The organism is Phytohabitans aurantiacus (genome assembly GCF_027923225.1).
Lineage (GTDB): Bacteria > Actinomycetota > Actinomycetes > Mycobacteriales > Micromonosporaceae > Phytohabitans > Phytohabitans aurantiacus.
The window spans coordinates 1-23408 of sequence record NZ_BSDI01000023.1 but is presented as its reverse complement, the minus strand read 5'-3'; the positions used below and the strand labels follow the sequence as shown (position 1 = coordinate 23408).

At 68.9% G+C, this 23408-nt stretch carries 20 protein-coding genes; 11 read left to right on the top strand and 9 right to left on the bottom strand.

Annotation, left to right across the window (positions count from 1 at the left end):
• Window positions 1-54: 54 nt before the first annotated feature.
• On the bottom strand, window positions 55-1104 hold the full coding sequence (locus tag QMG73_RS23290) for a LacI family DNA-binding transcriptional regulator (RefSeq protein WP_281898977.1): 1050 nt from the start codon (window positions 1102-1104) through the stop codon (window positions 55-57).
• Window positions 1105-1344: 240 nt separating this feature from the next.
• On the opposite strand from QMG73_RS23290, the gene QMG73_RS23285 reads away from it, so the two are divergent.
• Genes QMG73_RS23285 through QMG73_RS23260 form a run of 6 tightly spaced genes read left to right on the top strand, consistent with a single transcriptional unit; the run spans window position 1345 to window position 7346 of the window.
• Entirely contained in the window at window positions 1345-3108 is a 1764-nt protein-coding gene (locus tag QMG73_RS23285; RefSeq protein ID WP_281898975.1) for a hypothetical protein, read from the top strand.
• A 21-nt stretch (window positions 3109-3129) separates the two neighbouring features.
• Window positions 3130-4329, top strand: coding sequence for an extracellular solute-binding protein (locus tag QMG73_RS23280; protein WP_281898972.1), 1200 nt, complete (start codon window positions 3130-3132; stop codon window positions 4327-4329).
• The gene (locus QMG73_RS23275; protein WP_281898970.1) at window positions 4326-5447 is read left to right on the top strand and encodes an ABC transporter ATP-binding protein; all 1122 of its coding nucleotides are present in this window, start codon (window positions 4326-4328) and stop codon (window positions 5445-5447) included. Before QMG73_RS23280 ends, QMG73_RS23275 begins: the two co-directional genes overlap by 4 nt.
• A complete protein-coding gene (locus QMG73_RS23270; RefSeq protein WP_281898968.1) occupies window positions 5444-6337 on the top strand; it encodes an ABC transporter permease in 894 nt (297 codons plus the stop codon). The genes QMG73_RS23275 and QMG73_RS23270 overlap by 4 nt, the downstream gene beginning before the upstream one ends.
• A complete protein-coding gene (locus QMG73_RS23265) occupies window positions 6334-7173 on the top strand; it encodes an ABC transporter permease (RefSeq protein ID WP_281898966.1) in 840 nt (279 codons plus the stop codon). Before QMG73_RS23270 ends, QMG73_RS23265 begins: the two co-directional genes overlap by 4 nt.
• Window positions 7174-7205: 32 nt before the next feature.
• Window positions 7206-7346, top strand: a complete 141-nt coding sequence (locus tag QMG73_RS23260; RefSeq protein WP_281898964.1) for a hypothetical protein — start codon at window positions 7206-7208, stop codon at window positions 7344-7346.
• Between the two features lie 88 nt (window positions 7347-7434).
• On the opposite strand, the gene QMG73_RS23255 is transcribed toward QMG73_RS23260, so the two are convergent.
• Entirely contained in the window at window positions 7435-7578 is a 144-nt protein-coding gene (locus QMG73_RS23255) for a hypothetical protein (protein WP_281898962.1), read from the bottom strand.
• Window positions 7579-7660: 82 nt separating this feature from the next.
• Between QMG73_RS23255 and QMG73_RS23250 the strand changes: the two genes are divergently transcribed.
• The 4 genes from QMG73_RS23250 (at window position 7661) to QMG73_RS23235 (ending at window position 10858) form a co-directional block, all read left to right on the top strand.
• Window positions 7661-7870, top strand: coding sequence for a hypothetical protein (locus QMG73_RS23250; RefSeq protein WP_281898960.1), 210 nt, complete (start codon window positions 7661-7663; stop codon window positions 7868-7870).
• 202 nt (window positions 7871-8072) lie between these two features.
• Window positions 8073-9098, top strand: coding sequence for an ABC transporter permease (locus tag QMG73_RS23245; RefSeq protein WP_281898958.1), 1026 nt, complete (start codon window positions 8073-8075; stop codon window positions 9096-9098).
• On the top strand, window positions 9095-9856 hold the full coding sequence (locus QMG73_RS23240) for an ATP-binding cassette domain-containing protein (RefSeq protein ID WP_281898957.1): 762 nt from the start codon (window positions 9095-9097) through the stop codon (window positions 9854-9856). Before QMG73_RS23245 ends, QMG73_RS23240 begins: the two co-directional genes overlap by 4 nt.
• Before the next feature lie 162 nt (window positions 9857-10018).
• The gene (locus tag QMG73_RS23235) at window positions 10019-10858 is read left to right on the top strand and encodes a sugar ABC transporter substrate-binding protein (RefSeq protein ID WP_281898956.1); all 840 of its coding nucleotides are present in this window, start codon (window positions 10019-10021) and stop codon (window positions 10856-10858) included.
• A gap of 15 nt (window positions 10859-10873) precedes the next feature.
• Here QMG73_RS23235 and QMG73_RS23230 read toward each other — a convergent pair whose 3' ends face one another.
• Entirely contained in the window at window positions 10874-12181 is a 1308-nt protein-coding gene (locus tag QMG73_RS23230; protein WP_281898955.1) for a glycoside hydrolase family 36 protein, read from the bottom strand.
• 143 nt (window positions 12182-12324) lie between these two features.
• Between QMG73_RS23230 and QMG73_RS23225 the strand changes: the two genes are divergently transcribed.
• On the top strand, window positions 12325-13107 hold the full coding sequence (locus QMG73_RS23225) for an MBL fold metallo-hydrolase (protein WP_281898954.1): 783 nt from the start codon (window positions 12325-12327) through the stop codon (window positions 13105-13107).
• A 32-nt stretch (window positions 13108-13139) separates the two neighbouring features.
• On the opposite strand, the gene QMG73_RS23220 is transcribed toward QMG73_RS23225, so the two are convergent.
• From QMG73_RS23220 to QMG73_RS23195, 6 genes are all read right to left on the bottom strand, one after another.
• Complete coding sequence (locus QMG73_RS23220; protein WP_281898953.1) at window positions 13140-14444, bottom strand: extracellular catalytic domain type 1 short-chain-length polyhydroxyalkanoate depolymerase; 1305 nt, start codon at window positions 14442-14444, stop codon at window positions 13140-13142.
• Between the two features lie 78 nt (window positions 14445-14522).
• Window positions 14523-15887, bottom strand: coding sequence for an endo-1,4-beta-xylanase (locus QMG73_RS23215; RefSeq protein WP_281898950.1), 1365 nt, complete (start codon window positions 15885-15887; stop codon window positions 14523-14525).
• 14 nt (window positions 15888-15901) lie between these two features.
• Entirely contained in the window at window positions 15902-17932 is a 2031-nt protein-coding gene (locus tag QMG73_RS23210; protein WP_281898948.1) for a family 43 glycosylhydrolase, read from the bottom strand.
• Window positions 17933-17946: 14 nt separating this feature from the next.
• Window positions 17947-19587, bottom strand: a complete 1641-nt coding sequence (locus tag QMG73_RS23205; RefSeq protein WP_281898946.1) for a cellulose binding domain-containing protein — start codon at window positions 19585-19587, stop codon at window positions 17947-17949.
• Window positions 19588-19600: 13 nt separating this feature from the next.
• The gene (locus tag QMG73_RS23200) at window positions 19601-22420 is read right to left on the bottom strand and encodes a glycosyl hydrolase family 95 catalytic domain-containing protein (protein ID WP_281898944.1); all 2820 of its coding nucleotides are present in this window, start codon (window positions 22418-22420) and stop codon (window positions 19601-19603) included.
• A 14-nt stretch (window positions 22421-22434) separates the two neighbouring features.
• The coding region (locus tag QMG73_RS23195) for a carbohydrate-binding protein (protein ID WP_281898942.1) at window positions 22435-23408 on the bottom strand (974 nt) is incomplete at its 5' end.

The window sequence follows — 23408 nt, the reverse complement described above, 5'->3', positions numbered from 1 at the left end:
CGCGAGGGTGATCGTTCACCCACCATAGTGAACGATCACCCTCGCGACAATAGGTCAGCTCGCGGCAGGTGGCGGTCCGGTGGAGTCCCGCAGCACGATGCGGTGCAGGCTGGTCAGCGCCAGCGCGGGCGGCGGCGTCTCACCGCGCAGGATGGCCAGCAGCCGCAGCGCCGCCTCCCGGCCCTGGCGCTCGCGGTCGACGCTCACGGTGGACAGCGCCGGCCGGAGGTACCGGCCGATCTCGTCGTCGTCCCACCCGAACACGCTGACCTGCTCCGGCACCCGCAGGCCCTGACTCACCAGGCCCTGCACGACCCCGTACGCGACCATGTCGTTGGCGGCGAACACCGCCGTCGCGCCGCTGCCGGCGATGACCTCGGTGGCGGCCTCGAAGCCCGATCGGACACTCCAGTCGCCGTCGACGATGCCGCGGGAGTCCAGCCCGAGCCGCGCGACGGCGGCCTGGTAGGCGGCCCGGCGGTTGCGGGCCGAGGCCCATCTCAGGTCGCCGGCGACGTGGAAGAACCGGCGGTGACCAGCGCCGGCGAGCAGGCCGAGGATCTCCGAGACGCACGAGGCGTCGGCCAGCAGGCCCTGCGAGCGCATGTCGTCGTCGTACTCGCCGTCGACCACGACCGGCACCGTGAACGACATCGGGTCGATGCCGTCCAGGCTCTCGGCGAGCGGCGCGAACGAGATGATCCCGTCCACATTGTCCGGATGCAGGAGGGTGCGCAAGCGGGCCGACCTCGCGACCGCGTCGCCCTCCAGGCCGACCACGTCGAGCAGGAAACCGGCTTCGTGTACCGCGCTGGCGGCGCCGTTGAGCAGCCGGATCGGCACCAGGTGGGTGGAGACCGGCAGCACGACCGCGATCCGGTTGGGACGCCGGGTACGCATCGAACGCGCGGCGAGGTTGGGCCGGTAGTTCAGCTCCTCGATCGCCTCCGTGACCCGCTGGACCGTCTCCGGACGCAGTCCCACGCCGCCGTCGCGCAGAAACCGCGACACGGTCTGGTGCGACACCCCGGCCGCCTGCGCGACCTGCCGGATCGTCGCTGGCCGGTGCGCACGGCCGGGGCTGGACTCCTGTACAGACGCCATGTGTCGCGCTCCTCCCCAGTCAGACGGGCGACGAGACATTGATGGTGTTGACAGCAGAGTGAACGATCACTACCTTCGGTTTATCGTTCATGTCGGGCAGGTTACACGCACCGCGCCATTCCGACCCTGACGCCATCACACCTCCACGCCGCCGCATGCCGCGCCGGTGTACCGATCCGTGCCCCACGCGACGACCGGCTCGGCCGGCCGTCCCCTGCCTGCGCTTCGGAAAGGCCCAAAGTGATACGCAGGATAATTTCAGCGCTCTGCGTCGCCGGCACCGCCAGCGCGGTCGCCCTGGTGGCCACCTCCGTCCCCGCCCAAGCCGTCCCCGCCTCGTTCGCCGTCAACTTCGCCGCCGACAACGGAGCCTCCACCCGCACGGCCAGCGGCTTCCTGCACGGCGTCGAGGCCACCTCGCCGGCCCAGTACCTGGTCGACGCCGTCAACGTGCGCGCGCTGCGCGGCGCCGACCACCACCCCAACCTCCCGAGCCTGTTCGACCCCGCCACGCAGTCGCGGGTGTCGGCGGCCGGCGCGCAGCTGATGGTCGGCCTGTACTACTACGTCGACGACCCCACCGACCCCCGGCGCCCGTACCGGCCCGGCGACAACGGCGACTGGCAGACCTGGCGAAACATCGTCACCGAGGTCTACAACGAGTCCGTGTCCCGCGGCTACCCGGTGCACTCCTGGATCACCTGGAACGAGCCCGACATCCAGTGGAACACCGCGCAGCGCCCGTTCAGCCGCTACCTGCAGGCCCACGACGTCGCCTACGAGACCGTCAAGGCGCTCTCGCCGAGCCAGCGGATACAGGCGCCCGAGCTCACCGGGTTCAACTTCAGCCGGCTCACCGAGTTCCTCACCTACTGCAAGGCCAACAACTGCATACCCGACGTGCTGTCCTGGCACGAGCTGACGGCCAACCCCAGCGACGTCGAGGGGCACACCGCGCAGATGCGGCAGTGGCTGATCAACAACGGGATCACCCCGATGCCGTTCGCCATCACGGAGTACCAGGGCACCTGCTACGGCTGCCCGAACGCCTGGAACGCCGGCCAGAACGTCTCCTGGATCGCCCGCATGGAACGGTCCGCGGCCAACGGCCTCGCGTACGGGTTGACCTCGGCGTGGGAGTGGCACGGTAGCAACTCCAACTTCGTCGCCACCCTCGGCAACCTGACCGTCCAGTCCGCCGACCTTCCGCGCGCTGTCTGGTGGAACTACAACACCGTGAAGGACATGACCGGACGGCGCGTAGGCGTCACCCGCGGCACCGGCCTCGACGGCCTGGCCGACTCGGATCCGGCCCGCGGCCGGGCCACCATCCTGATCGGCAACCAGGACACGAGCAGCAAGGAGATCACCCTTACGCTCAACAACCTGGGCTCGGCCGGCTACCTCCAGCGCCAGGGACAGGTACACGTCATCGCCGACCGGATCGTCAACACCGGGTCGGCCACGTTCCCGGCCACCGTCGTCGACGCCGACTACACCGTCTCCGGAAACACCGTCACGCTGTCCCTGCCCAGCCTGCCGGCCCACGGCGTATACCGGGTCAGGGTCACGTCGGCGACAGCGGCGGCGCCCAAGACCTCCTTCGAGGCCGAGTCGCTCCCCACCTCCGCCAGCGGCGGGGTCACGCACCGCACTTTCGTCGAGGCCCAGGCCAGCGGCGGGCAGGCGACCGCGCTCGACGCGACCGCACCCGGCCAGTACGTGCGCTACACGGTCACGACCTCGCGCGCGGCGGTGTACAACATCAACGCGATCCTCAAGCGCGAGGCCGCCCGCGGCGTGTTCCAGCTCTACGTCAACGGGGTCGCCCACGGCCAGCCGCGCGACGAGTACGGCGCATTCGCGTACTACCGCGCCGATCTCGGCAACATCTCCCTGGCCGCGGGCAACAACGTGCTGGAGTTCCGCAGCGTCGCCCGCAACCCCTCCTCCTCGTCCTACCGGCTCACGTTCGACCGCTTCGACCTCACACCGGTCACCTGAGAGCTACAGAGGAACGTCGAAATGAAGCCATCGAGACTCGCGCTCGTCGCCGCGGCCCTCACCGCCGCGCTCGTCTCGGCCGCCGCGTGCGCGCCGCCGGAGCCAACCGCTCCGGCGAGCGCGCCGCCCGGCGCGCCGGAACTGCCCACCTCCCCCGTCGAGCTGCGCATCCTCGACGTCTCCGGGGTGCTCGTGCTGACCAAACCCCTCATCGAGAACTTCGCCAAGGCGAACCCGAAGCTGGTTTCGAAGGTGACGTACGAGAGCGGCACGTCGGCGGACGTGGTGGGCAAGCTGTACGCCCAGCAGCAGTCCGGAAACCTGACCACCGACCTGGTCCTGACCGGCACCGAAGGGCTGTCGCTGCTGTCCAAGCAGAAGACGGTCCTACCGCTGGTGCCGAACTACGCCGGCGCGCTACCGGACCTCGACGCGCAGATGACTCCCGGCGCACTGAAGCTCCAAAAGGCGCTGGGCGGCAACGGCGTGATCATCTCCGGGCAGGCGGACGGGCCGGTGCTGGCGTACAACACCAAAACCGTGACCGATCCGCCGCGGACGCCGCAGCAGCTGCTGGACTGGGCCAAGGCACACCCGGGCCGGTTCGGCTACGCGGCCGTACCGACCGGCAGCGGGCCGGCCAACCAGCTCGTCGACGCGTTGCCGTACCTGCTCGGTGACGCCAACCCCACCGACCCGGGCTCCTGGACCAAGACCTGGGCGTACCTGGAGGAACTCAACAAGTACACCGCCCCGTACGCGAACAAGACCGTCGACACGTTCGACGCCCTGGCCAAGGGCTCGCTGGACATCGCGGTGTCCGAGACCGGCTGGGACGTGCAGATGAAGCAGAAGGGCACGCTGAGCGACCAGTTCGCGATGCGGGCGTTCGACAAGCCGCACACCATCATGGTGGCGCAGTGGGCGGCCGTGCCGAACGGCATCGATCCGGGCCGGCTGGCCGTGGTGCTGGCTCTGGTCAAGCACATGCTGCAGCCCGAGCAACAGGCCCTGACCATTCCGTTCCGGGCCGCTTTCCCCATCAAGGGCGTCGACCTGACCATGGCGCCGGCCGAGGCGCAGGACCAGTACCGGCGGTTCGGCAGCCCCGAGTTCAACGCCGCGCTGATAGCCGAGGCGACACCCCAGAACCCGGTCGTCGGCGACCACGTCGAGCTGAAGTACGACACCTGGAACGACCGGATCGGTTCGAAGAAATGACAGACCACTCCCCCGGCGGCGGCGTGCTGGCCATCGACGGGCTGCGCCGCGAGTTCGGCGCGTTCGTAGCCCTGCGAAAGCTGGACCTGCGCGTCTCCGCCGGGGAGTTCGTGGCGCTGCTGGGACCGTCCGGCTGTGGCAAGACGACCGCGCTGAACCTCGTCGCCGGGCTGATCGAGCCCACGGCGGGCACCATCACGCTGGACGGCCACCGGATCGAGCGGCTGCCCTCGGAGAAGCGCGGCATCGGCATGGTCTTCCAGAACTACGCGCTGTTCCCGCACATGAGCGTGGCGGACAACCTGGGTTTCGGCCTGCGGATGCGCAGGCGCCCCAAGCACGAGCGCGTCGAACGGGTCAGCCGGGCGCTGGCGCTGGTCCGCCTGACCGAGCACGCCCACAAGTACCCGGGCCAGCTCTCCGGCGGCCAGCAGCAGCGGGTCGCGATCGCCCGCGCCGTGGTGGTCGAGCCGCGCCTGGTACTCATGGACGAGCCACTGTCCAATCTGGACGCGAAGTTGCGGCTCGACATGCGCACCGAGATCCGGCTCCTGCACCAGCAGCTCGGCCTGACCACGATCTACGTGACACACGACCAGACCGAAGCGCTGTCGCTCGCCGACCGGCTCGTGGTGCTCAAGGACGGCGCGGTGCAGCAGATCGGTACCCCCAGCGACGTGTACGAACAGCCGGCGAACGCATTCGTCGCCGCGTTCATGGGCTACCGGAACGTGCTGGAGGGCGACCTGCGAGCCGGCGACCTGCATACCGGCTCGCTGGCCCTGCGGACGCGACCGGGCACCACGGGAAAGTCCGGCCGCGCGGTGGCCCTGATCCGCCCGGACGACCTGCGCCTGCTGCCCGACGACGCCGCCCCGGCGCCGAACGCCATCCCGGTGCGGGTGCGTGTCTGCGAGTACCTGGGCCGCGAGTTCGCCATCGAGGCGGTAGGCCCCGGAGAGCAGGTCCTCCACGGCAGGGCGGCACGGCCGCTGACCCCGGGCGAGCGGGCGGTCGCGAGTGTCGACCCCGAGCGGGTGCTGGTCTTCCCGGCCACGGAGGGTGCCGCGGTCTCCGCTCCGGAGCTGGAGTTGGTCGCGCAGGGAGAGCAGGGATGACGCTTACCGGCGCATCGCGGGCATGGGCCCGGCGGCACGGCCTGACCCCGATGTTGTGGCTCGTCGCACCGGGCGTGGTGTTCATGCTCGTCTTCTTCGTCTATCCACTGTGCTACGGGGTGGGACTGTCGTTCCAGGGTGAAGGCGGGCCGCTGTCGGCCTACGCCGACTTCTTCACCAACGGCTTCGTCAACAACGGCCGCAGCCGCGAGTCCATCCTCGTGACACTGCGGCTGGCGTTCGCCGCATCGCTCATCAACGTCGGGCTCGCGCTGCCGCTGGCGTACCGGATGCGCGGCGCGGTCCGCGCCAAGCGCGCCCTCATCGCGGTCGTCCTCGTCCCCATGACCCTCGGCACGGTCTTCGTGGCGGCGGCGATGAACGAGTTCCTCGGCCGCGCCGGCTGGCTCAACCGCGTCCTGCTGGCCGCCGGCGTCATCGACCAGCCGCTCCAGCTGGTCGGGAACTTCACCGGCGTACTGCTGTCGCTGGTGTTCACCGGCCTGCCGTTCGCCTTCCTGCTCATGGTCGGCTACGCGTCCGGGATCGACCCGACCCTGGAACAGGCCGCCGCGGTGCTGGGCGCCAGCCCCGCCAGGAGGTTCCTGCACATCGCCCTTCCCCTCCTGCTGCCCGGCTTGACCATTACGTTCTGCCTCGCCTTCATCCTCGCCTTCGGCGTGTTTCCCTCGGCGACCCTCGTGGGAAACGACGCGGGCCCCACCCGCGTGCTCTCCAAGATCGCGTACACCGAGTACAGCTACGGGCACTACTCCACCGCGTCCGCGGCCGCCGTCATCATGGCGGTCGTCCAGCTGGCCGTACTGGGACTCGTGCTCGCCGCCCGGGGACTGCTCTACAAAGGACCGAGCACCGGGGGCAAGGGATGAACGGGCACCGGTGGTCGCGGCACCGCGTCACCCTGACGGGCGCGGTCACCTGGAGCGGACTGTGGGTCTTCGTCGGCGGCCTGCTGCTGGCGGTCGCCTCGGTGGTCCTCGCCTCGCTGGCCCAGCGGTTCAGCACCGGCTGGCTGCCCGAAAGCTACACCACCGGGTGGTACACGGCGGCGTGGAGCGACTTCGGGTTGGGACGGCTGCTGCTGGTCACGGTCGAGGTCGCGGTCGCCGTCGTGGTGATCTCGCTCGTCGTCGCGCTGCCGACGGCGTACGTGCTGTCGCGGTTGACGTTTCCCGGCAAGCGCCTGCTCCTGCTGCTGTTCCTCGTCCCGCAGGTCATCCCGATCATGACCTACGCGGTGCCGTTGGCGACGCTGGTGTACATGCTGCGGCTCAACGACAGCCTGGCCGGCATCGTGCTGGTGAACCTGGTGCCGTCGATCCCGTTCGCGGTGCTGGTGCTCATCCCGTTCGTCGACCAGGTGGATCCCCGCGTCGAACACGCCGCGCGGGTCTTCGGCGCGAACAGCCCACGCCTGTTCGTCCACGTTCTCGCGCCGCTGCTGGTGCCGGGACTGCTGGCCGCCGGCGTGCTGATTCTGGTACGGGTCGTCGGCCAGTTCGAGCTGACCTTCCTCGTCTCCGGACCCAACAGCGAAACCCTCGTCGTGGCGCTGTACGGATCGGCGGTGCAGGCAGGGCACCTGGCCTCACAGCAGATCAACGCGATGTCCGTGGTCTACATGCTGACCACCCTGATTTTGCTGCTTGTCGCGCTGCGTTTCGTCGACCCCACATCGGTGACGGCCCGGCACCGATCACGGTGATAGTCAGTCCCCCCACGGGAAGGAGACGTGTAATGGTGGGGCGAAGAGCACTCCTCAAGGCTGTCGCGGCCGGGACGCCACTGGTCCTGGCGGTGGCCATGGCGGTCACTGTGCCGCACAGCGCGGGAGCGTCGACGGCGGACGTCGGCACGCTGGCGGCTTCCGCCGGCTGAAGACGTCGTCTTCGTCGACGACATCCGCCGCCAGATCGAAGCGGACCTGTGCGTCAACACAGCCGACCGTCTTCCGCGCGGTCGCGGTCTACTCGGGCGCGCAGATCAGCGGATGCAGCGGCGGCACCCAGCCGATCGCGTACTTCGGCGCCCATGGCATCGCCGACGGGGTACTCAACATCTCCGCCGGACGCTCCCTGCGCGACAGGTTCGTCAGGAACAACGGCTGCACCCCGCAGAACCCGCGGGAACCGGTCAGGGACAGCCGGACCCACTACACCACCACGTATTCCGGGTGCCGGGCCGGTTGTCCGGTGGTGTGGCTGGCGTACGACGGCGGCCACGACGCCAGCCCGGCCGACGGGGCAAACCGCGACGCGCCGGCAGCGGTCAAGGGCCGCGTGACCTACCGGGTGCGGTCCCGGGCGGTCCGCACCTCCACGCCTGTCCGGGTGCGGACCGGTCATCCCCCCGCCACACCCGCGCGGACGGTCCGGCTGGAAAGACCATCCATCAGCTGGTGACGCGCGCACCATTGCGGCGATATCCCGATTTCGAACATCTGATGAATCTTGATTCAAAGCGCGATCTTGGGGTGATAGCGGGCCTAATTGAGGATAGACATCTGATGTATCCAGCCCTACAGTTAGCGACTACTCAATTTGTTCACATGCACGTAACAGATCATCCATGAACCGCCGCCGACGGCTGACGAGGAGCGATCCGATGGCGGATACGGATAACGTGCTCGCCGCACGACGACCACCCTGGCGTTTCGACGCTCCCCAACTCGCTCTGACCACGATCCGGATCGGCCCCGGACTGATGCTGGTGGCGGTGGTGATCGCCGCCGCGTCGCTGTCACCGGTCTTCCTGACCCCGCGCAACATCGGCAACGTGCTCAGCCAGTCGGCCGTGATCGCGGTGCTCGCGCTGGCCCAGCTCCTCGTGATCATCACACGGGGAATCGACCTGTCCGTCGGCTCGACGCTGGCCCTGTCCGCGGTCGTCGGGGCGCTGGTCTTCTCGTCCACTCCGTCGGGGCCGCTGGTCGTTCTGGCGATGCTGGCCACCGGGGCGCTGGTCGGAGCCGTCAACGGCACGGTCTTTGTCTGGGGCCGGCTGCCCCATCCCTTCATCGTCACCCTGGCCACCTTGAGCATCGCCCGTGGCCTGGCACTCTGGCTCTCCGGCGGCCAGCCGTTGCAGGGGATGCCACAGATCGTCCGGGACATCGGTGGCGGATCGCTCGGTTGGTTTCCCTACTCTGGGTTTCTCGTCGCCGGCCTGGCGCTGCTGGGCCTGCTGCTCACCACGCGCCTGGTCTGGGGCCGCTGGATCTACGCCGTGGGCGGCAACCCGGACGGGGCCCGGCGCGCCGCCGTACCGGTCAACCGCGTGGTGATCTCCGTGTACGTCCTCAGTGGCCTCGCCGCGGGTATCGGCGCGGTCATCACCTCCGGACGGCTCAACGGCGGCTCACCCACCTTCGGCGAGCTGGCCGAGCTCGACACCATCGCCGCCGTCGTCATCGGCGGCGCGAGCTTCCTCGGTGGGCGCGGCACCATCGCCAACGCCCTGGTCGGCGCGCTCATGATCGGCGTGATCCGCAACGGGATGAACCTGCTGAACGTCGACGCCTTCCTGCAGCCCATCGTCATCGGCGCGGTCATCGTGCTCGCCGTCGAGCTGGACGTCGTCCGCGGGAGGGTCGAGCAGCGCCTGCGAGTGATGAAGGCGGCACAGACATGAACCACCCGACTCCCCCGGCGCTCGCCGTCACCGGCGCCACCAAGCGGTTCGGCGCTGTGCTGGCGCTGGACGGCGTCGACCTCGCCGTTCACCACGGCGAGGTACTTGCCCTCCTTGGCGACAACGGAGCCGGCAAGTCGACGCTCATCGGCTGCCTCAGCGGCGTCCACAAGCTCGACGGCGGCGCGATCCACATGGACGGCGAACCAGTGGAGATCACCTCGCCGACCACCGCCCGCGCCCACGGCATCGAGACCGTGTACCAGGATCTGGCGCTGTTCGACAATCTCGATCCGGCGGCGAACTTCTACGCCGGGCGCGAGGTCGCCGGCCCGCGGTGGCTGCCGCGCGGCCTGCGATACATGCGACGCGGCGCGATGGCGGGCGTCACGGCCGAGGTGCTCAGCCGGCTGCAGGTTGGCATCCCGGACACGCGCGCGTCGGTGGGGTTGATGTCCGGCGGCCAGCGCCAGGCGATCGCCGTCGCGCGGGCCGCCACCTTCGCCTCCCGCGTCGTCATCCTCGACGAACCGACCGCCGCTCTGGGAGTACGCGAGTCCAGGCGGGTGCTCGAACTCATCCGGCGCCTTCGGGACGAGGGGCGCGCCATCATCGTCATCTCGCACGCGATGGATCACGTGATCGAGATGGCCGACCGCGCCATGATCATGCGTCGCGGTCGAAAGGTCGGCGAGGTGATCCCCCACGCCGACAACCGGGAACGCATCGTCTCGCTCATCGTCGGAGGTGACGGCTGAGCCAACCAACTGAATAGAGCGACGACACAACGGCGTCTACAAAGGAGACGACCAGTGATAAGACGTGTCCAAAAATTGGCGATTGTGACGCTGGCCATCGCGATGCCGCTTTCACTCAACGCCTGCGGCGATGACTCTAACACCTCGAATGCCGGCAGTTCCGTGCTCAAGGTCGGCCTGATCACGAAGTTTCCCGTCGACTTCTACGACACCATGGTCGACGCCGTGAAGAAATACGACGCCGAGCACGCCGACGTCGAAGTCATCTACGGCCAAGGCAAGAGCGGCACCGACGACGAAGGCGTCATCGCCATCATCGAAAACATGATCACCCAGAACGTCAAGGCGATCGCCGTCACGCCGACGAGCCCAAACGTCAGCGCCGCTCTGGACGAAGCCGTGGCTGCCGGCATCAAGGTCGTACTCATCGACAACGACATCCCCGGCTGGACCGGCAAGTCGTCCCTCGTCGCGACGGACAACCTGGCCGGCGGCAAGCTCGCCGGCACGTGGCTGGCCGAGAAGGTACCGGCGGGCTCGAAGATCGCCCTACTCCAGGGGCGCCTGGGCAACCCGTCGCTCGACGACCGCATCAAGGGCTTCAAGGAGACCTTCGGGTCCAAGGCCACCGTCGTCGCCGAGCCGGCCACCGACTGCGACCAGACCAAGGGCCTCAACGCCGCGCAGGACATCCTCACCGCGCACCCCGACGTGGCGGCGATCTACGGCGCGTGCGGACCGCCCATCATCGGTGCGCTCGAAGCCGTCAAGGCCGCCGGTAGGACCGGCAACGTCGTCGTGGTCGGGTTCGACGCCGCACCGGACGAGCTGACCGCCATCACGGCCGGCGACCAGGCCGCCTCGGTGGCGCAATTCCCCGCCAAGATGGGATCGCTCGGTATCGAGACAGCGGTCAAGGCCGCCCGAGGCGAGACCGTGGAGTCCGTTGTGGACACCGGAACCGAGATGGTGACCAAGGAGAACGTCGCGCGGTTCTCCTAACCCGCACGGCCGGCGTCAGGGGAAGGGAGTAGGGGGCGGCACCTCGGTCAGCAGGCGGCGCGTGGTGGACAGGCCCCAGTCGTCCAACTCGGCGACGCGGTCGGAGCTGGCCCGCAGACCGCCGTACCTCTCCACGACGCCGGCCCACTCCTCGCGGCGCTCGACGGATGGCCGGGCCAGGAGGCAGTCCGGATCGTTCACCCAGAACCGGCCGTGCTGCCAGGACCGCGCCACAGTAGACAGTGTGGCGCCGCGCTGCGAAGGCTGGGAGAGGTCGCCGTCGCCCGGCTCGTACCTGGGGTCGGTGTCACCGGAGACCCGCATCGCGTCGAAGAGACCGACGCTGGGCAGGATCGGCGCGCCACACCCGAGCAGGTAGGCGTCTGGTCCGATCGCCTCGCGTACCAGGCCGATCGCGTCCCGGTACGCCACGAGCGGCGGGGCGCCGCTGTGCCGTGTCCCAGCCAGCGCGGCGGTGTATATGAAGTCAATCTTGAAGTAGTCGAACCCCATGTCGACCAGAGTCCCGAAGACCCGGCGCAGGTGGTCGGCGGCCTCGGGACGGGTGGTATCGAGAGCCGCGTAACCGGAGCCCCAGTGCTCACCGGTCGAGACGGGTTGCCCGCCGGAGTCAGTGATCATCCACTCTGGATGGTCGCGAAACAGTTCGCTGCCGCCGTCGACCCAGAACGGCGCGATCCAGATGCCGGCACGGAACCCGGCGTCGCGAATCCGGGCGGCGAGCCCCGACAGCGACGCGAAACGGTTGGACAGCGCGAGCCAGTCGCCGACCGCCGCCTGCCAGCCGGCGTCCACCTGGACGACCTCGACCGGCAGTGCGTGCTTCCGGATGGCGGCGAGGTTTTCGACGATGTCCGCCTCGGTCACCCGCTCGAAGTAGTGGTACCAGGAACACCATGCGGTCGGCGGGGTCCGCGGCCGGTATCCGCCGGCGAAGTCGCCGGCCCACTCACCGAGGCCGCCGGTCCGCGCGGTGACCGGGCCGTTCGCCGCGATGACCAGTCGGTCCGCCGCGAGGGTGGCCCTGATCGACGGTACGGTCAGCGGATCGGGCGCCGCGAAGACCCGCTGCGGCCGGCCGTCGCCGGGGTCGACGGCGAGCAGCCCTTCCCCCTGAAAGGCCCCGGCCGGCGCGGCGATCTCGGGCCGGTAGTTGCCGCGGCGCCGCCATTTCGTCGCTGGCCGCGGCGGTGGCTGCGTCACCGGGTACGTCGACGTGGGCGACCAGGACTGCCAGCCCTCCTCGTAGACGCGCGCGACCTCGGGGTCCACTGGGATCTCATCGATGATCTCGAAAGCCACCAGGAGAGGATGTCACACCGCCGCCATGTCCGTATCTGACCATGAATGGTCTTCTACGCATCTGGTCTGCCAGGTCTTTCAGAAGGAGATTTGAGATCGACCACGGCGACAAGGCGCCGACTGACCAGATGGAGCACGCTCTCATGAACGGCACGATGACCATCGTCGAAGCGGGACCGATCCGCATCCACAGCTACATGTCCCCCGCCGACAGCGTCCACGTCACGACCCAGCTGATCGAGACGCCGGCCCGGGTGATCGCCGTCGACGCCCAGTTTCTGGCGCGCTACGCGGACGAGGTGGTGGCGTACGCCCGTGGTCTGGGAAAGCCACTGGATCGGCTGATCATCACCCATGCCCACCCGGACCACTACTACGGCGCCGCCCGCTTCGGCGTGCCCGTACACGCGCTGCCAGTGGTGCGAGACCAGATCATCGCCCAAGGCGACGGCCAGGACCCGACCGGAGCCGCCGTCCCGGTCGACGCCGTCACCCCGACCGTGCGGATCACACCCGGCGTCGAGGTGATCGACGACATCCCGTTCGTCTACGAGGCGCTCTCCGGCGGCGAGGCCGCCGACGAGCTGGTCATCAAGCTGCCCGACCAGCGCATCCTGATCGCCCAGGATCTCGTCTATCACGGCATCCACCTGTTCCTGGGCAACAACGACATCACCGGCTGGCAAACAGCGGTGCGGCAACTGGCCTCCTACGGCTCCTACGACACGATCCTGGCCGGGCACGGCCTCCCTTCTGGGCCCGAGGTCTACGCCGAGTTGCACCGCTACCTGAGCGACGCGCGGGAGCTGCTGGGCGACGACGGCGATGCGTACAAGAAGGCGATCATGGACCGCTATCCCGCGTACGGCGGAGCGTTCGTCATCGACATCGCCAACCGGTACCTGTTCGGCAACGGTCACGCTTGACCACAGGTGGCCCCCGGCGGGCTCAGGGATCGTCAGGTGCTGGCGCAGGTCAGCGTGGGCGCCGAGCCGGCAGTACCGTTGACGATCATTCCGAACGTGGTGCTGCCGCCCGGCGCGATCGCGCCGTTGTAGCTGGCATTGGTCACCGCCGCGTTGCCGCCGCTGGCCGACAGGGTGCCGTTCCAGACCTGGCTGATCGTCTGGCCGCTCGGCAGCGTCCAGGTCACCCGCCAGCCGTTGGTCGCCGCGGAGGCGTTGTTGGCCACGGTGACGTCGGCCTGGAAGCCACCCTGCCAGGTGTTGACAATCCGCTGCGTGGCGGCGCATCCCTGCCCACCGGTTGGCGGTGGACTGCTCGGCGGTGGACTGGAAGGTGGCGGGCTGCTCGGCGGCCGGCTGCTCGGTGGCGGCGTCGAGTTCAGGCCGAAGAACCGGATCACCTCCGCGGACTCGTCCGGCAGGCCGTGCCCCCACCCCTGCAGGCTGATCGCCTCGACCGGCGCGGTGCCGCCCGTGCCGCCGTACCGGGTGCGGGTGTAGCCGGCCTTCGGTGTGTCCGTGAACGCGGGCGTCTGGTTGAGCCCGTGCACGTTCGTCCACTGCTTGACCTGCTCGCCGAAGTTCGGGTAGCGCAGGGTGTCGTCGTTGGTGCCGTGCCAGATCTGCATCCTCGGCCGCCGCCCCGTGTAACCCGGGTAGGCGTTGCGCACCAGGTCACCCCACTGCTGCGGGGTCTTGATGATCCGACCCTGGGCGCAGTCGCTGTTCCACTCCGAGCCGTTGGTCGTCGCGAAGCAGGCGAACGGCACACCGGCGAACGACGCGCCGGCCGCGAACACGTCCGGGTAGTCGCCGAGCAGGACGTTGGTCATCATCGACCCGGACGACCCGCCCGCGGCGAAGATCCGGCCGGGGTCGGCGTTGTAGCGCTGCTTCACGTAGTCGACCATCGACACGACGCCCACCGGGTCGCTGCCGCCGCCGCGCCGCAGCGCCTGCGGCGAGGACACATCCCAGCACTTGCTCGCGCGGGTCACCGATGGATAGATGACGATGAAGCCGTACCGGTCGGCCTGCGCCTTGTATCCGGTGCCGGTGTAGAAGGCCGGTCCGCTGCCGGTGCAGTAGTGCGCGGCGACGAGGATCCCGGGGCGGGCGGCCACCCGGTCCGGCACGTACAGGTGCATGCGGAGGTTGGTGGGGTTGGCGCCGAAGTTGGTGACCTCGACGAGCGAGGCGGCCGACGCGGGCGACGCCGTGAGCAGCCAGCCCGCGGCCGCCACGCACGCGACGGCCAGGGCGGCGACCGCGGAGGAAAGGCGTTTGCGGTTGCACATCGAGGATCCTCCTATCTGGACGAGCCGGAGGCCGGTGCGGAGGGCTCGGATCTCCGCACCGGCCATCCCCCGGTCGGGTCAGGTGGCCGAACAGGATGGTGTGATACCGCTGCCGGTGCCGTTGGCCTGGAAGCCGAACTCGGTCGACTGGCCCGCGGCCACGCGACCGTTGTAGTCCACATTGGTGAATTGGACGGTCCCGGTGTTACCGCTGCGGTTGGCGCTCCACGCGCTGGTGATCGTCGCGCCGGACGGCAGGGTCAGGGTGACCCGCCAGCCGTTGATGGCCGAGGACCCAGCGGTCACGCGTACGTTGGCGACGAAGCCGCCGGTCCACTGGTTGACCGATGCTGTGGCGGTGCACCCGCCCGGGCCCGGAGGCGGCGTCGATGGGGGCGGCGTCGACGGTGACGTGTTGGGTGTGCTCGGCGGGATCGGGTTGCCCTGGTTCAGCTCCCTCAGCACGGCGTCGTACGCGGGCTTCTTGGCGCCGGCGCAGGTGAACAGCAGCGCGTTGTCCGAGCCACGCCACGAGTCGCAGTCCCGCACGCCCCACACCGTGATACCCGTGCACCGCGACACCGCCAGGCAGGAGCGGGTCACCGTCGCGAAGACGTTGGCCTGGTTGCCACCCTGCATCACATCCAACTCGGTGATCTGCACGTCCACGCCGAGGTTCGCGAAGCGTTGCAGGTTCGCCTGATAGTCACCGGCAATCGAGGTGCCCAGGTGAGACTGGAAACCGACGCAGTCGATCGGTACGCCGCGGGTCTTGAAGTCACGCACCATGTTGTAGATGCCGGTCGACTTCGCGTTGACGCCGTCGGTGTTGTAGTCGTTGTAGCAGAGCTTCGCATTCGGGTCAGCGGCGCGCGCGGCACGGAACGCCGCCTCGATCCAGTCGTTGCCGGTGCGCTGCAGGTTCGAGTCCCGACGACCACCGCTGCCACCGTCGGCGAACGCCTCGTTCACCACGTCCCAGGAGTGGATCTGCCCGCGGAAATGGGTCGCCACCTGAGTCACGTGGTTGATCGCGGCGTTGCGCAGCGCGGTGCCGGACAGGCCCTGCGCCCACCCGGGCTGCTGGTTGTGCCACAGCAGGGCGTGGCCGCGCACCGTCATGCCCCGCGAGCGGGCGTGGCTGACGATCCGGTCGCCGTTGGTGAAGTTGAACCGGCCCTGCTGCGGCTCGGTGTGATCCCACTTCATCTCGTTCTCGGCGACGAGGCTGTTGAACTCGTTGTTGAGCACGGTCATGTACGTGCTGTCGTTGAACTTGCCGGTGCCGACGGCGGCGCCGAAGTACCGGCCCTTCTCGGCCGCCGACCCGCCGAGCGTGGTTCCCGCCGTGGCGGACGAGGTCAGGGCGATCGTGAAACTTGCCGCGACCGCGCCCACCGCGGCCAGGATCAGCCCAGCTCTCAAGCGTTTGGCTCTGTTCATGCGAGGTATGCCTTTCAGGGGGTTGTGAGGGCGAAGCGGTTCACGGTCACGGAGCCGCCAAGCGCCTGGGTTGCGTAGTTGAAGATGCCGAACCGGTAACCCATGAAGAACTGCCACGCGTTGTTCAGCGTGAACGCCGGTCCGAGACTGACGAAGTTCGTCCCGTCAGTGCTGTACGAGAAGCGAGCCTGCCGCCCGGAGCCGGGCCGGATGTCGGCGTTGACCCGCAGCCAGATCCGGCCGCCGGAGACGGCGGCGCCGGCTTGCTCCGCGCCGGTGCCGGTCGTGACCCAATTCGAGCCCATCGTGAGCCCGTTGGTCATGACGACCCGGGTGGTGTTGTTGTCGCGTCTGACGCCGATCCACGCCGACGAGTCGCGCAACATGGCAAGGCCGGCCCGGTCGCCGTTGGCCATGCCCGCGTAGTTCAACTCGATCGTCGCGGTCGACGACGGCCCCTGTATCCGGTGGGTCAGCGTGTTCCGGGCCTGATACAGGTCGTTGGTCACGGTCGCGGTCTGCAGGCGCAGGCCGTTGTTCACCGACCAGCGAGTGTTGTCGGGGTTATGGTTCCACTCGTACTGCGGCCCCAACGCCGTACCCGCGAACGTGTCCGTGCCGATCATCGGCTTCACCTGTCGCGGCGGCCGGGGCACGTTCGGGTACGGATACGTCTCCGACCAGCGGCCGTTGACCGTCTGCAGCACCGGCCAGCCGTCGGCGCTCCACGTGACGGGAGCCAGTGCCGGCACCCGACCGCCCGGATAGGCGTCCACAAACGACAGGTAGTACCAGGCGCCGTTCTGCGTCTGCACCAGCCCGCCCTGATGTGGCACGCCGCCGCCGGCGATCGGGCCGGGCAGGTTGAGCAGGACCTGGCGCATCTCGTACGGACCCCAGGGGCTGGACGAGCGCAGCACGTACTGGCCGTTCGCGGGCCTAGTCAGCCAGATGTAGTAGTAGCCGTTCCGCTTGTAGAACCGGGCTCCCTCCAGCGTTCCCACGCTGGACGGTGTCTGGAAGACCTGCTGCGCCCGCACCTGGCCAAGGCCGTCAGCGGTCAGTTGCGCGACGCTGATCGTCCCGTTGCCGTACGCCACGTACATCGTGTCGTTGTCGTCGACCAGGAGGCCGGCGTCGTAGTAGCAGTTGTTCAGCCGCGCCCGCTTCGTCCACGGACCCTCCACAGTGGTGGCCGTGTACACGTACGTGCGGTTGAACTCGGTGCACCCGATCCAGTAGAACGTGCGGTTGCTGGGCCGGTAGGTGAACGCCGACGCCCAGATGCCCTTCACGTAGGCACGGCCGCCACTCAGGTTGTAGGCATTGGAGTCGAAGTCGAGGTTCGGCACCGAGTGGCCGGCGAACTCCCAGTTCACCAGGTCGTACGAGCGCAGGATCGGCGCACCCGGCGAGTAGTGCATCGTGGATGCCGAGTAGTAGTACGCGTCGCCGACCCGGATGATGTCGATGTCCGCGAAGTCCTGCCACAGCACCGGGTTGTTGAACGTCGACGACGGCGGCCACGGGCCCGACGTGCTGGGCGGTGGTGTGGTGGGTGGCGGTGTGGTGGGCGGCGGCGTGGTCGGCGACGCCGGCGGTTGCGATGTCGGCGGAGCGGTCGTCGGCCCCGTCGTGCCGTTGCACACGGTCCCGTTGAGCGAGAAGCTGCCCGGTACCGGGTTGTTCGTGCCGCTCATCGAGGCGTTGAAGCCGAAGCTCGCGTTGCCGTTGGTCGGGATGTTGCCGTTCCAGCTCGCGTTGGTCACGGTCACGCCCGAGCCCGACTGGGTGTAGGTGCCGTTCCAGAGCTGGGTGATGGCTTGCCCGGCGCCGAATGTCCAGGTCAGATTCCACCCGTTGACCGGGTCACCGAGGTTGTCGATGGTCACGTTGGCACCGAAGCCGCCCGTCCACTGGTTCGTCACGGTGTAGGTGACCCGGCAGCCGGCGGCCGCGTTCGCGGTTGCCACTGTCAGGCCGACCGCGACGAGCGCGGCCGCCGCGCTGGCGGCCAGCATCGCTCGGGTTCGTGCTCGAAACATGCCACTCTCCGTTCTCAACCGTTGGCGCATGCCGCGCCGTTGAGGGTGAACGACACCGGCTTGGCATTGCCGCCGGTCCAGTTGGCGATGAACCCGAAGGTCGCGGTCCCGCCCGGGCTTATCGATCCGTTCCACGCCACGTTGGTCGCGGTCACCTCCGCGCCGCTCTGCGTATAGCCCGCGTTCCACGCCTGGGTGATCTGCTGGCCATTGGGGAAGGACCAGCGCAGGCTCCAACCGTCGACGGCCGCGGTGCCGCTGTTGCGGATCGTCACGTCACCCTGGAAGCCACCCGACCACTGGCCGGTGATCGCGTACGTGACCTGGCACGGGCTCGCCGGTGGAGGAGTACTCGGGGGCGGCGTGCTGGGCGGCGGACTGCTGGGAGGCGGACTCGTGACCGGGGTGGTGGGATTGAGCATCCCGCTGACCCGGTACACCACGGTGCCGTGACCGGGCACGCTGGCCGAGATCGTGCCGGACGAGGTGGTCATCGTGTTGGTCCACGCGTCCCGCAGGGTGTACGAGCCGCCCGTCAGGCCGATCGCGGACGCCGTGGTGCTGACCGTGGTGGTGGCGGTGCCCTGGTTGAACAGCGCGACGGCGACATCCCCATTGGACAGTCGCTTGGCCAGTACCCGCCGGGTGCCGTCGAATGACACCTGGGTGGCCTGCAGGGCGAGGGGGTCCTGACTGATGGCGATGAGGTTCGCGTTCTTCAGGATCGTCTGGGTGGCCGCGTTCATGTTCCGCAGGTCGTTGCCGGCGATCAGTGGTGACGCCATGATGGCCCACAGCGCGAAGTGGCTGCGCATCTCGGTGTCGGTCATGCCGCCCCGGCCGACCTCCATCATGTCCATGTCGTTGAAGGAACCGGGCCGGGCGTACGCGGCCAGTGGCACGGTGACGTTGACGATGTTCTGGATGCCCATCGGGTACCCGTTGGTCTGCCCGGTGTTCCAGGCGTTGGTGATGTCCTCTGTGGTGCGCCACATGTTCGACACGTCGCCCCAGTTGCGCCGCGGACCGGTCTTGTCGTGGATGCTGTTGGAGTTGATGCTGTACACGATCGGGCGGCCGGTGGCGCGCAACGCGTCGCGCATGATGGCGAAGGTGCGCACCTGGTCGTCGATCGATCCGGTGGGCGAGCACCAGTCGTACTTGAGGTAGTCGACGCCCCAGGCGGCGAACTGGCGGGCGTCTTGGGCTTCGTGGCCCTGCGCGCCGGTCCGCCCGGGGTAGCTGTTGAAGTACTGCGCGCAGGTGCGATCGAGCGGCGCCTGGTAGATGCCGAACTTCAGGCCCCGGGCGTGGATGTAGTCGCCGAGCGCTTTCATGCCGCTGGGGAACCGGCCCGGGTCGCCTTGCAGGTTGCCGGCCGAGTCCCGGTTCGGGTTCATCCAGCAGTCGTCCACGACGACGTACTGGTAGCCGGCGTCCCGCATGCCGGAGCTGACGATCGCGTCGGTCATCTGGCGGATCAGGGTCTCATTGATGTTGCAGCCGAATGTGTTCCAGCTGTTCCATCCCATGGGCGGCGTCCTGGCCACCCCGTTCTCGAGCGCTTGCGCGTCGGAGGTCCGCAGCACCACCGTGGCGGCTCCGGTAACCGCCAGCAGCGCCGCCGCGAAGGCGATCGCCAACCGGTTTCTCATCCCTGTGGTCCTCTCAGGTGGTGGTGCAGGTGATGCTGGCCGGTGGGTTGTTGGCGCCGGTCGCGCTGGCGATGAAGCCGAACGTGGTGGAGGCGCCGGCGGCGAGGGCGCCGTTGTAGGCGGCGTTGGTCACCGTCACGTTCGCGCCGCTCTGCGTGTGCGTACCGCTCCAGATCTGGTTGATGACCTGCCCGTTCGGGAACGTCCAGGCGACGGTCCAGCCGCGGATCGCCGACGAGCCGGCGGTCACGGTCACCTCGGCCTGGAAGCCGCCGGACCACGAGTTGGTGATGGCGTACGTCGCCCGCGCCCCGCCCGGCGGCGGGGTCGGCGAGCTGGTCGCGGTCGGTGTGGGCGAAAACGACTGGGTGGGCGAGGTGGTAGGACTCAGCGTCGGTGACGCGGTCACGCCGGGTCGGGCCGCCCGGTACGTGTGCCCGGCCCGGACGGCGAGTTGCACGACGTCGGTTTCCGGGCGGGTCGTCGCCGGCGTGGTCCCGTCGGTGACGTCGACGAGCGTGTGGCTTCCGGTGAACAGGCGGGCGCGGAGCCGCATCGTGCCGTCGCGGTCGGCCCGGACGACGATCTCGTCGATCTGGCCGCTGGTCCACGCCGTGCCGACGGTGTATCCGCCGCGGCCGCGCAGACCCGCCACGCGCCCGGTGGGCCAGGCGGACGGCAGCGCGGGCAGCACGTGCAGCTCGCCGTTGTGGCTCTGCAGCAGCATCTCGGCGATACCGGAGGTGGCGCCGAAGTTGCCGTCGATCTGGAACGGCGGGTGCAGGTCGAACATGTTCGGCGCGAGCCGGTCGGTGCGCACCAGGTCGCGGATGAGCTTGTGGGCCCGGGCGCCGTCCTCCAGGCGCGCCCAGTAGTTGATCTTCCAGGCGAGGGACCATCCCGTACCGTCGTCACCGCGCAGTTCGAGCGTCCGCCGGGCGGCCTCGTACAGCGTGGGGGTGCCGCGCTTGGTGATCTGGTTGCTCGGATGCAGCCCGTACAGGTGGGAGACGTGCCGGTGGGTGCGCTCTGTCTCGACCCAGTCGGCCAGCCACTCCTGGATGTTGCCGCGCGAGCCGACCCGCATCGGAGGCAGGCGGTCCCTGGCCGCTCGCACCTGGCCCCGGAAGGTGGTGTCGACACCGAGCACCTCGCTGGCGCGGGCCGCACCCTCGAACAGGTCGCGCAGAATCTGGTTGTCCATGGTGGGTCCCGCGCACACGCTGACGTTCGCGTGGTGCGGCAGCTCCGGCGAGTTCGACGGGTTGGTGACGAGGTAGCCGAGCGTCGGGTGTGCGACCAGGGTGTCGAGGAAGAACTGGGCGGCGCCCTTCAGCGCCGGGTAGTTCGCGCGCAGGAAGTCGACGTCCCCGGTGAACAGGTAGTGCTCCCAGATCAATGTGGACAGCCACGCGCCGCCGGTCTGCCACATCCCCCACAGCGCGCCGTCGACGACGGAGGCGCCGCGCCAGGCGTCGGTGTTGTGGTGGGTGACCCAGCCGCCGGCGCCGTACTGGGCCTGGGCCACCCGGGCGCCGGTCACCGCCAGGTCCCTGATCATGTCGAACACCGGTAGGAAACACTCGGACAGGTTCGTGGTGTCGGCCGGCCAGTAGTTCATCGGCAGGTTGGCGTTGATGGTGTATTTCGAGTCCCAGGACGGTGCCATCAGCTCGTTCCAGATGCCCTGCAGGTTCGCCGGCTGGGTGCCCGGCCGCGACGAGGAGATGAGCAGGTACCGGCCGAACTGGAACAGCAGGGCGGACAGCTGCGGGTCGTTCGCGTTGGCGTGCTGAGCGATCCGCACGTCGGTCGGCTGGTCGGCGGCCGCCGTGCGCCCCAGGTCGATCGAGACCCGGTTGAACAGCGCCTGATAGTCGGCGATGTGCCGGCTGCGCAGCTGGTCGACGCCGACCGTCCGGGCCGCGTTGAGCCGGCTACGCGCGATGCCCTGGTAGTCGCCGTTGACGGTCCGGTAGTTGACGTAGCTGGAGCCGATCGAGATCAGCACCGTCACGCTGGTGGCACCGGACACCCGCAGCGTGCCGCCGGAGCTGCTGACCGTGCCGCCGGTCACCGCGGCGTTGGCCAGTGCGAGGAACCGCACCTGCCCGGTGATCCCCTCCATGGAGCCGGAGATGCCGTCGATCGCGATCGTGGCGCCGTCAGGGCTGGACACCGCCGTCCGTTGTGGACTGTCGAATGTGGCGTTGAAGGTGATCGAGTTGGCGCGGTCAGCGGTCAGCCGGATCACGATCACCTGGTCCGGCGCGCTGGCGAACACCTCACGCTGATACCGGGCCCCGTTCAGCACGTACGTCGTGGTGACCGTGGCGGTCGTCAGGTCGAGCGTCCGGTTGTACTGCGACGCACCGCTGGCACTGCCGAAAGCGAGGCGCAGGTTTCCGACGGGCTGGTAGGCCAACTGCCCGCCGGGGCTGCCCATCATCGTCTGGTTGATCAGATCCTGCGCCGACTGCCACTGGTCGGCGAAGACCCGCCGCCGGATCTCCGCGATGTTGGCCGCACCCCGGGTGTTGGCGGAGTCGTACGGGCCACCGGCCCACACGGTGTCCTCGTTGAGCTGGATCCGTTCGGTGTCGACGTTGCCGAACACCATCGCACCCAGGCGCCCGTTGCCGATCGGCAGCGCCCGCAGCCAGTCAGCGCCGGCCCCTTCGTCGTACCAGAGCGCCAGGTCGCCCGCGGCCAGCACCTGTGGCGGTGCGGCCGAGCCGGCGCGGGCGATCGCCGTCCACCCGGCCGGCACCAGTGCCGCTCCGGCACCCGCCGCACCAGCGCCGAGCAGCCTTCTGCGTGTCACCTCGGACATCGTCGGTTCTCCGTTCACGGGCTGGTACAGGTCAGGGACGGCGCCGATGGCGCGCCGCCCGCGATGAAGCCGAACGTCGTGGAGGCGCCGGCGCCGAGTGCGCCGTTGTATGGCGCGTTGGCTACCGTCACCGCCGATCCGGTCGTCGTGGCTGTGCCGTTCCAGACCTGGCCGATCGTCTGTCCACTAGCGAGCGTCCATCGCACGGTCCAGCCGCTGATCGCCGAGGAGCCGGCCTTCACCGTCACCTCACCCTGGAAGCCGCCCGACCAGGAGCTCGTGGTGGTATAGGTCGCGCTACAGGGACCGCTTGGCCCCGGCGTCGAAGGGGGCGGGCTGCTCGGCGGCGGGGTCGTGGGCCCACCGGTTTCGTTGAACTGCCACCAGTTGACGTTGAACAGGTTGCCGCTTCCGCCAGCGAACCGGAGGAACAGGTCGTGCGTGCCGGTCGCGCCGCTCACCGCGCAGGAGACGGTGGTCCAGGTCTGCCAGCCACCGGTGCCTGGGACGGTGCAGGTGCCAACAACAGGGCCGCTGGCACTGTCCAGACGGACCTCTATCCTTCCGCCGCTGGTGGCCGAGGCCACCCGGGCGCTGAACGACGCGGCGCCGGAGCCGAAAGCGACACCCTTGACCTTGATGTAGTCGCCGTTGCTGATCTGGGCGACGTTCACGCCACCTTCGCTGGCGGGTTCGGTCTCCACACCGGACTCCCAGGCGATCGTCTCCGCCTCCTGGCGCACAAACGGGTTCAAGGTGCCGATCTGCGGCGCCCCCGCGGTCGTCATGTTGATCGTCGGGATCGTGCCGTTGGCGTTGTAACTGAACTTCTCCACCGCCACCGATCGGGTGAAGCCACCACCGCCCGGTAGCGCGCCGTTGTGGTAGAAGAAGTACGACCCACCGGCGAAGTCCACGATCCCCGCGTGATTGGTGAAGCTACCGCCCTGCCTGGGCATGACCGTGCCCCGATACGTCCACGGACCGG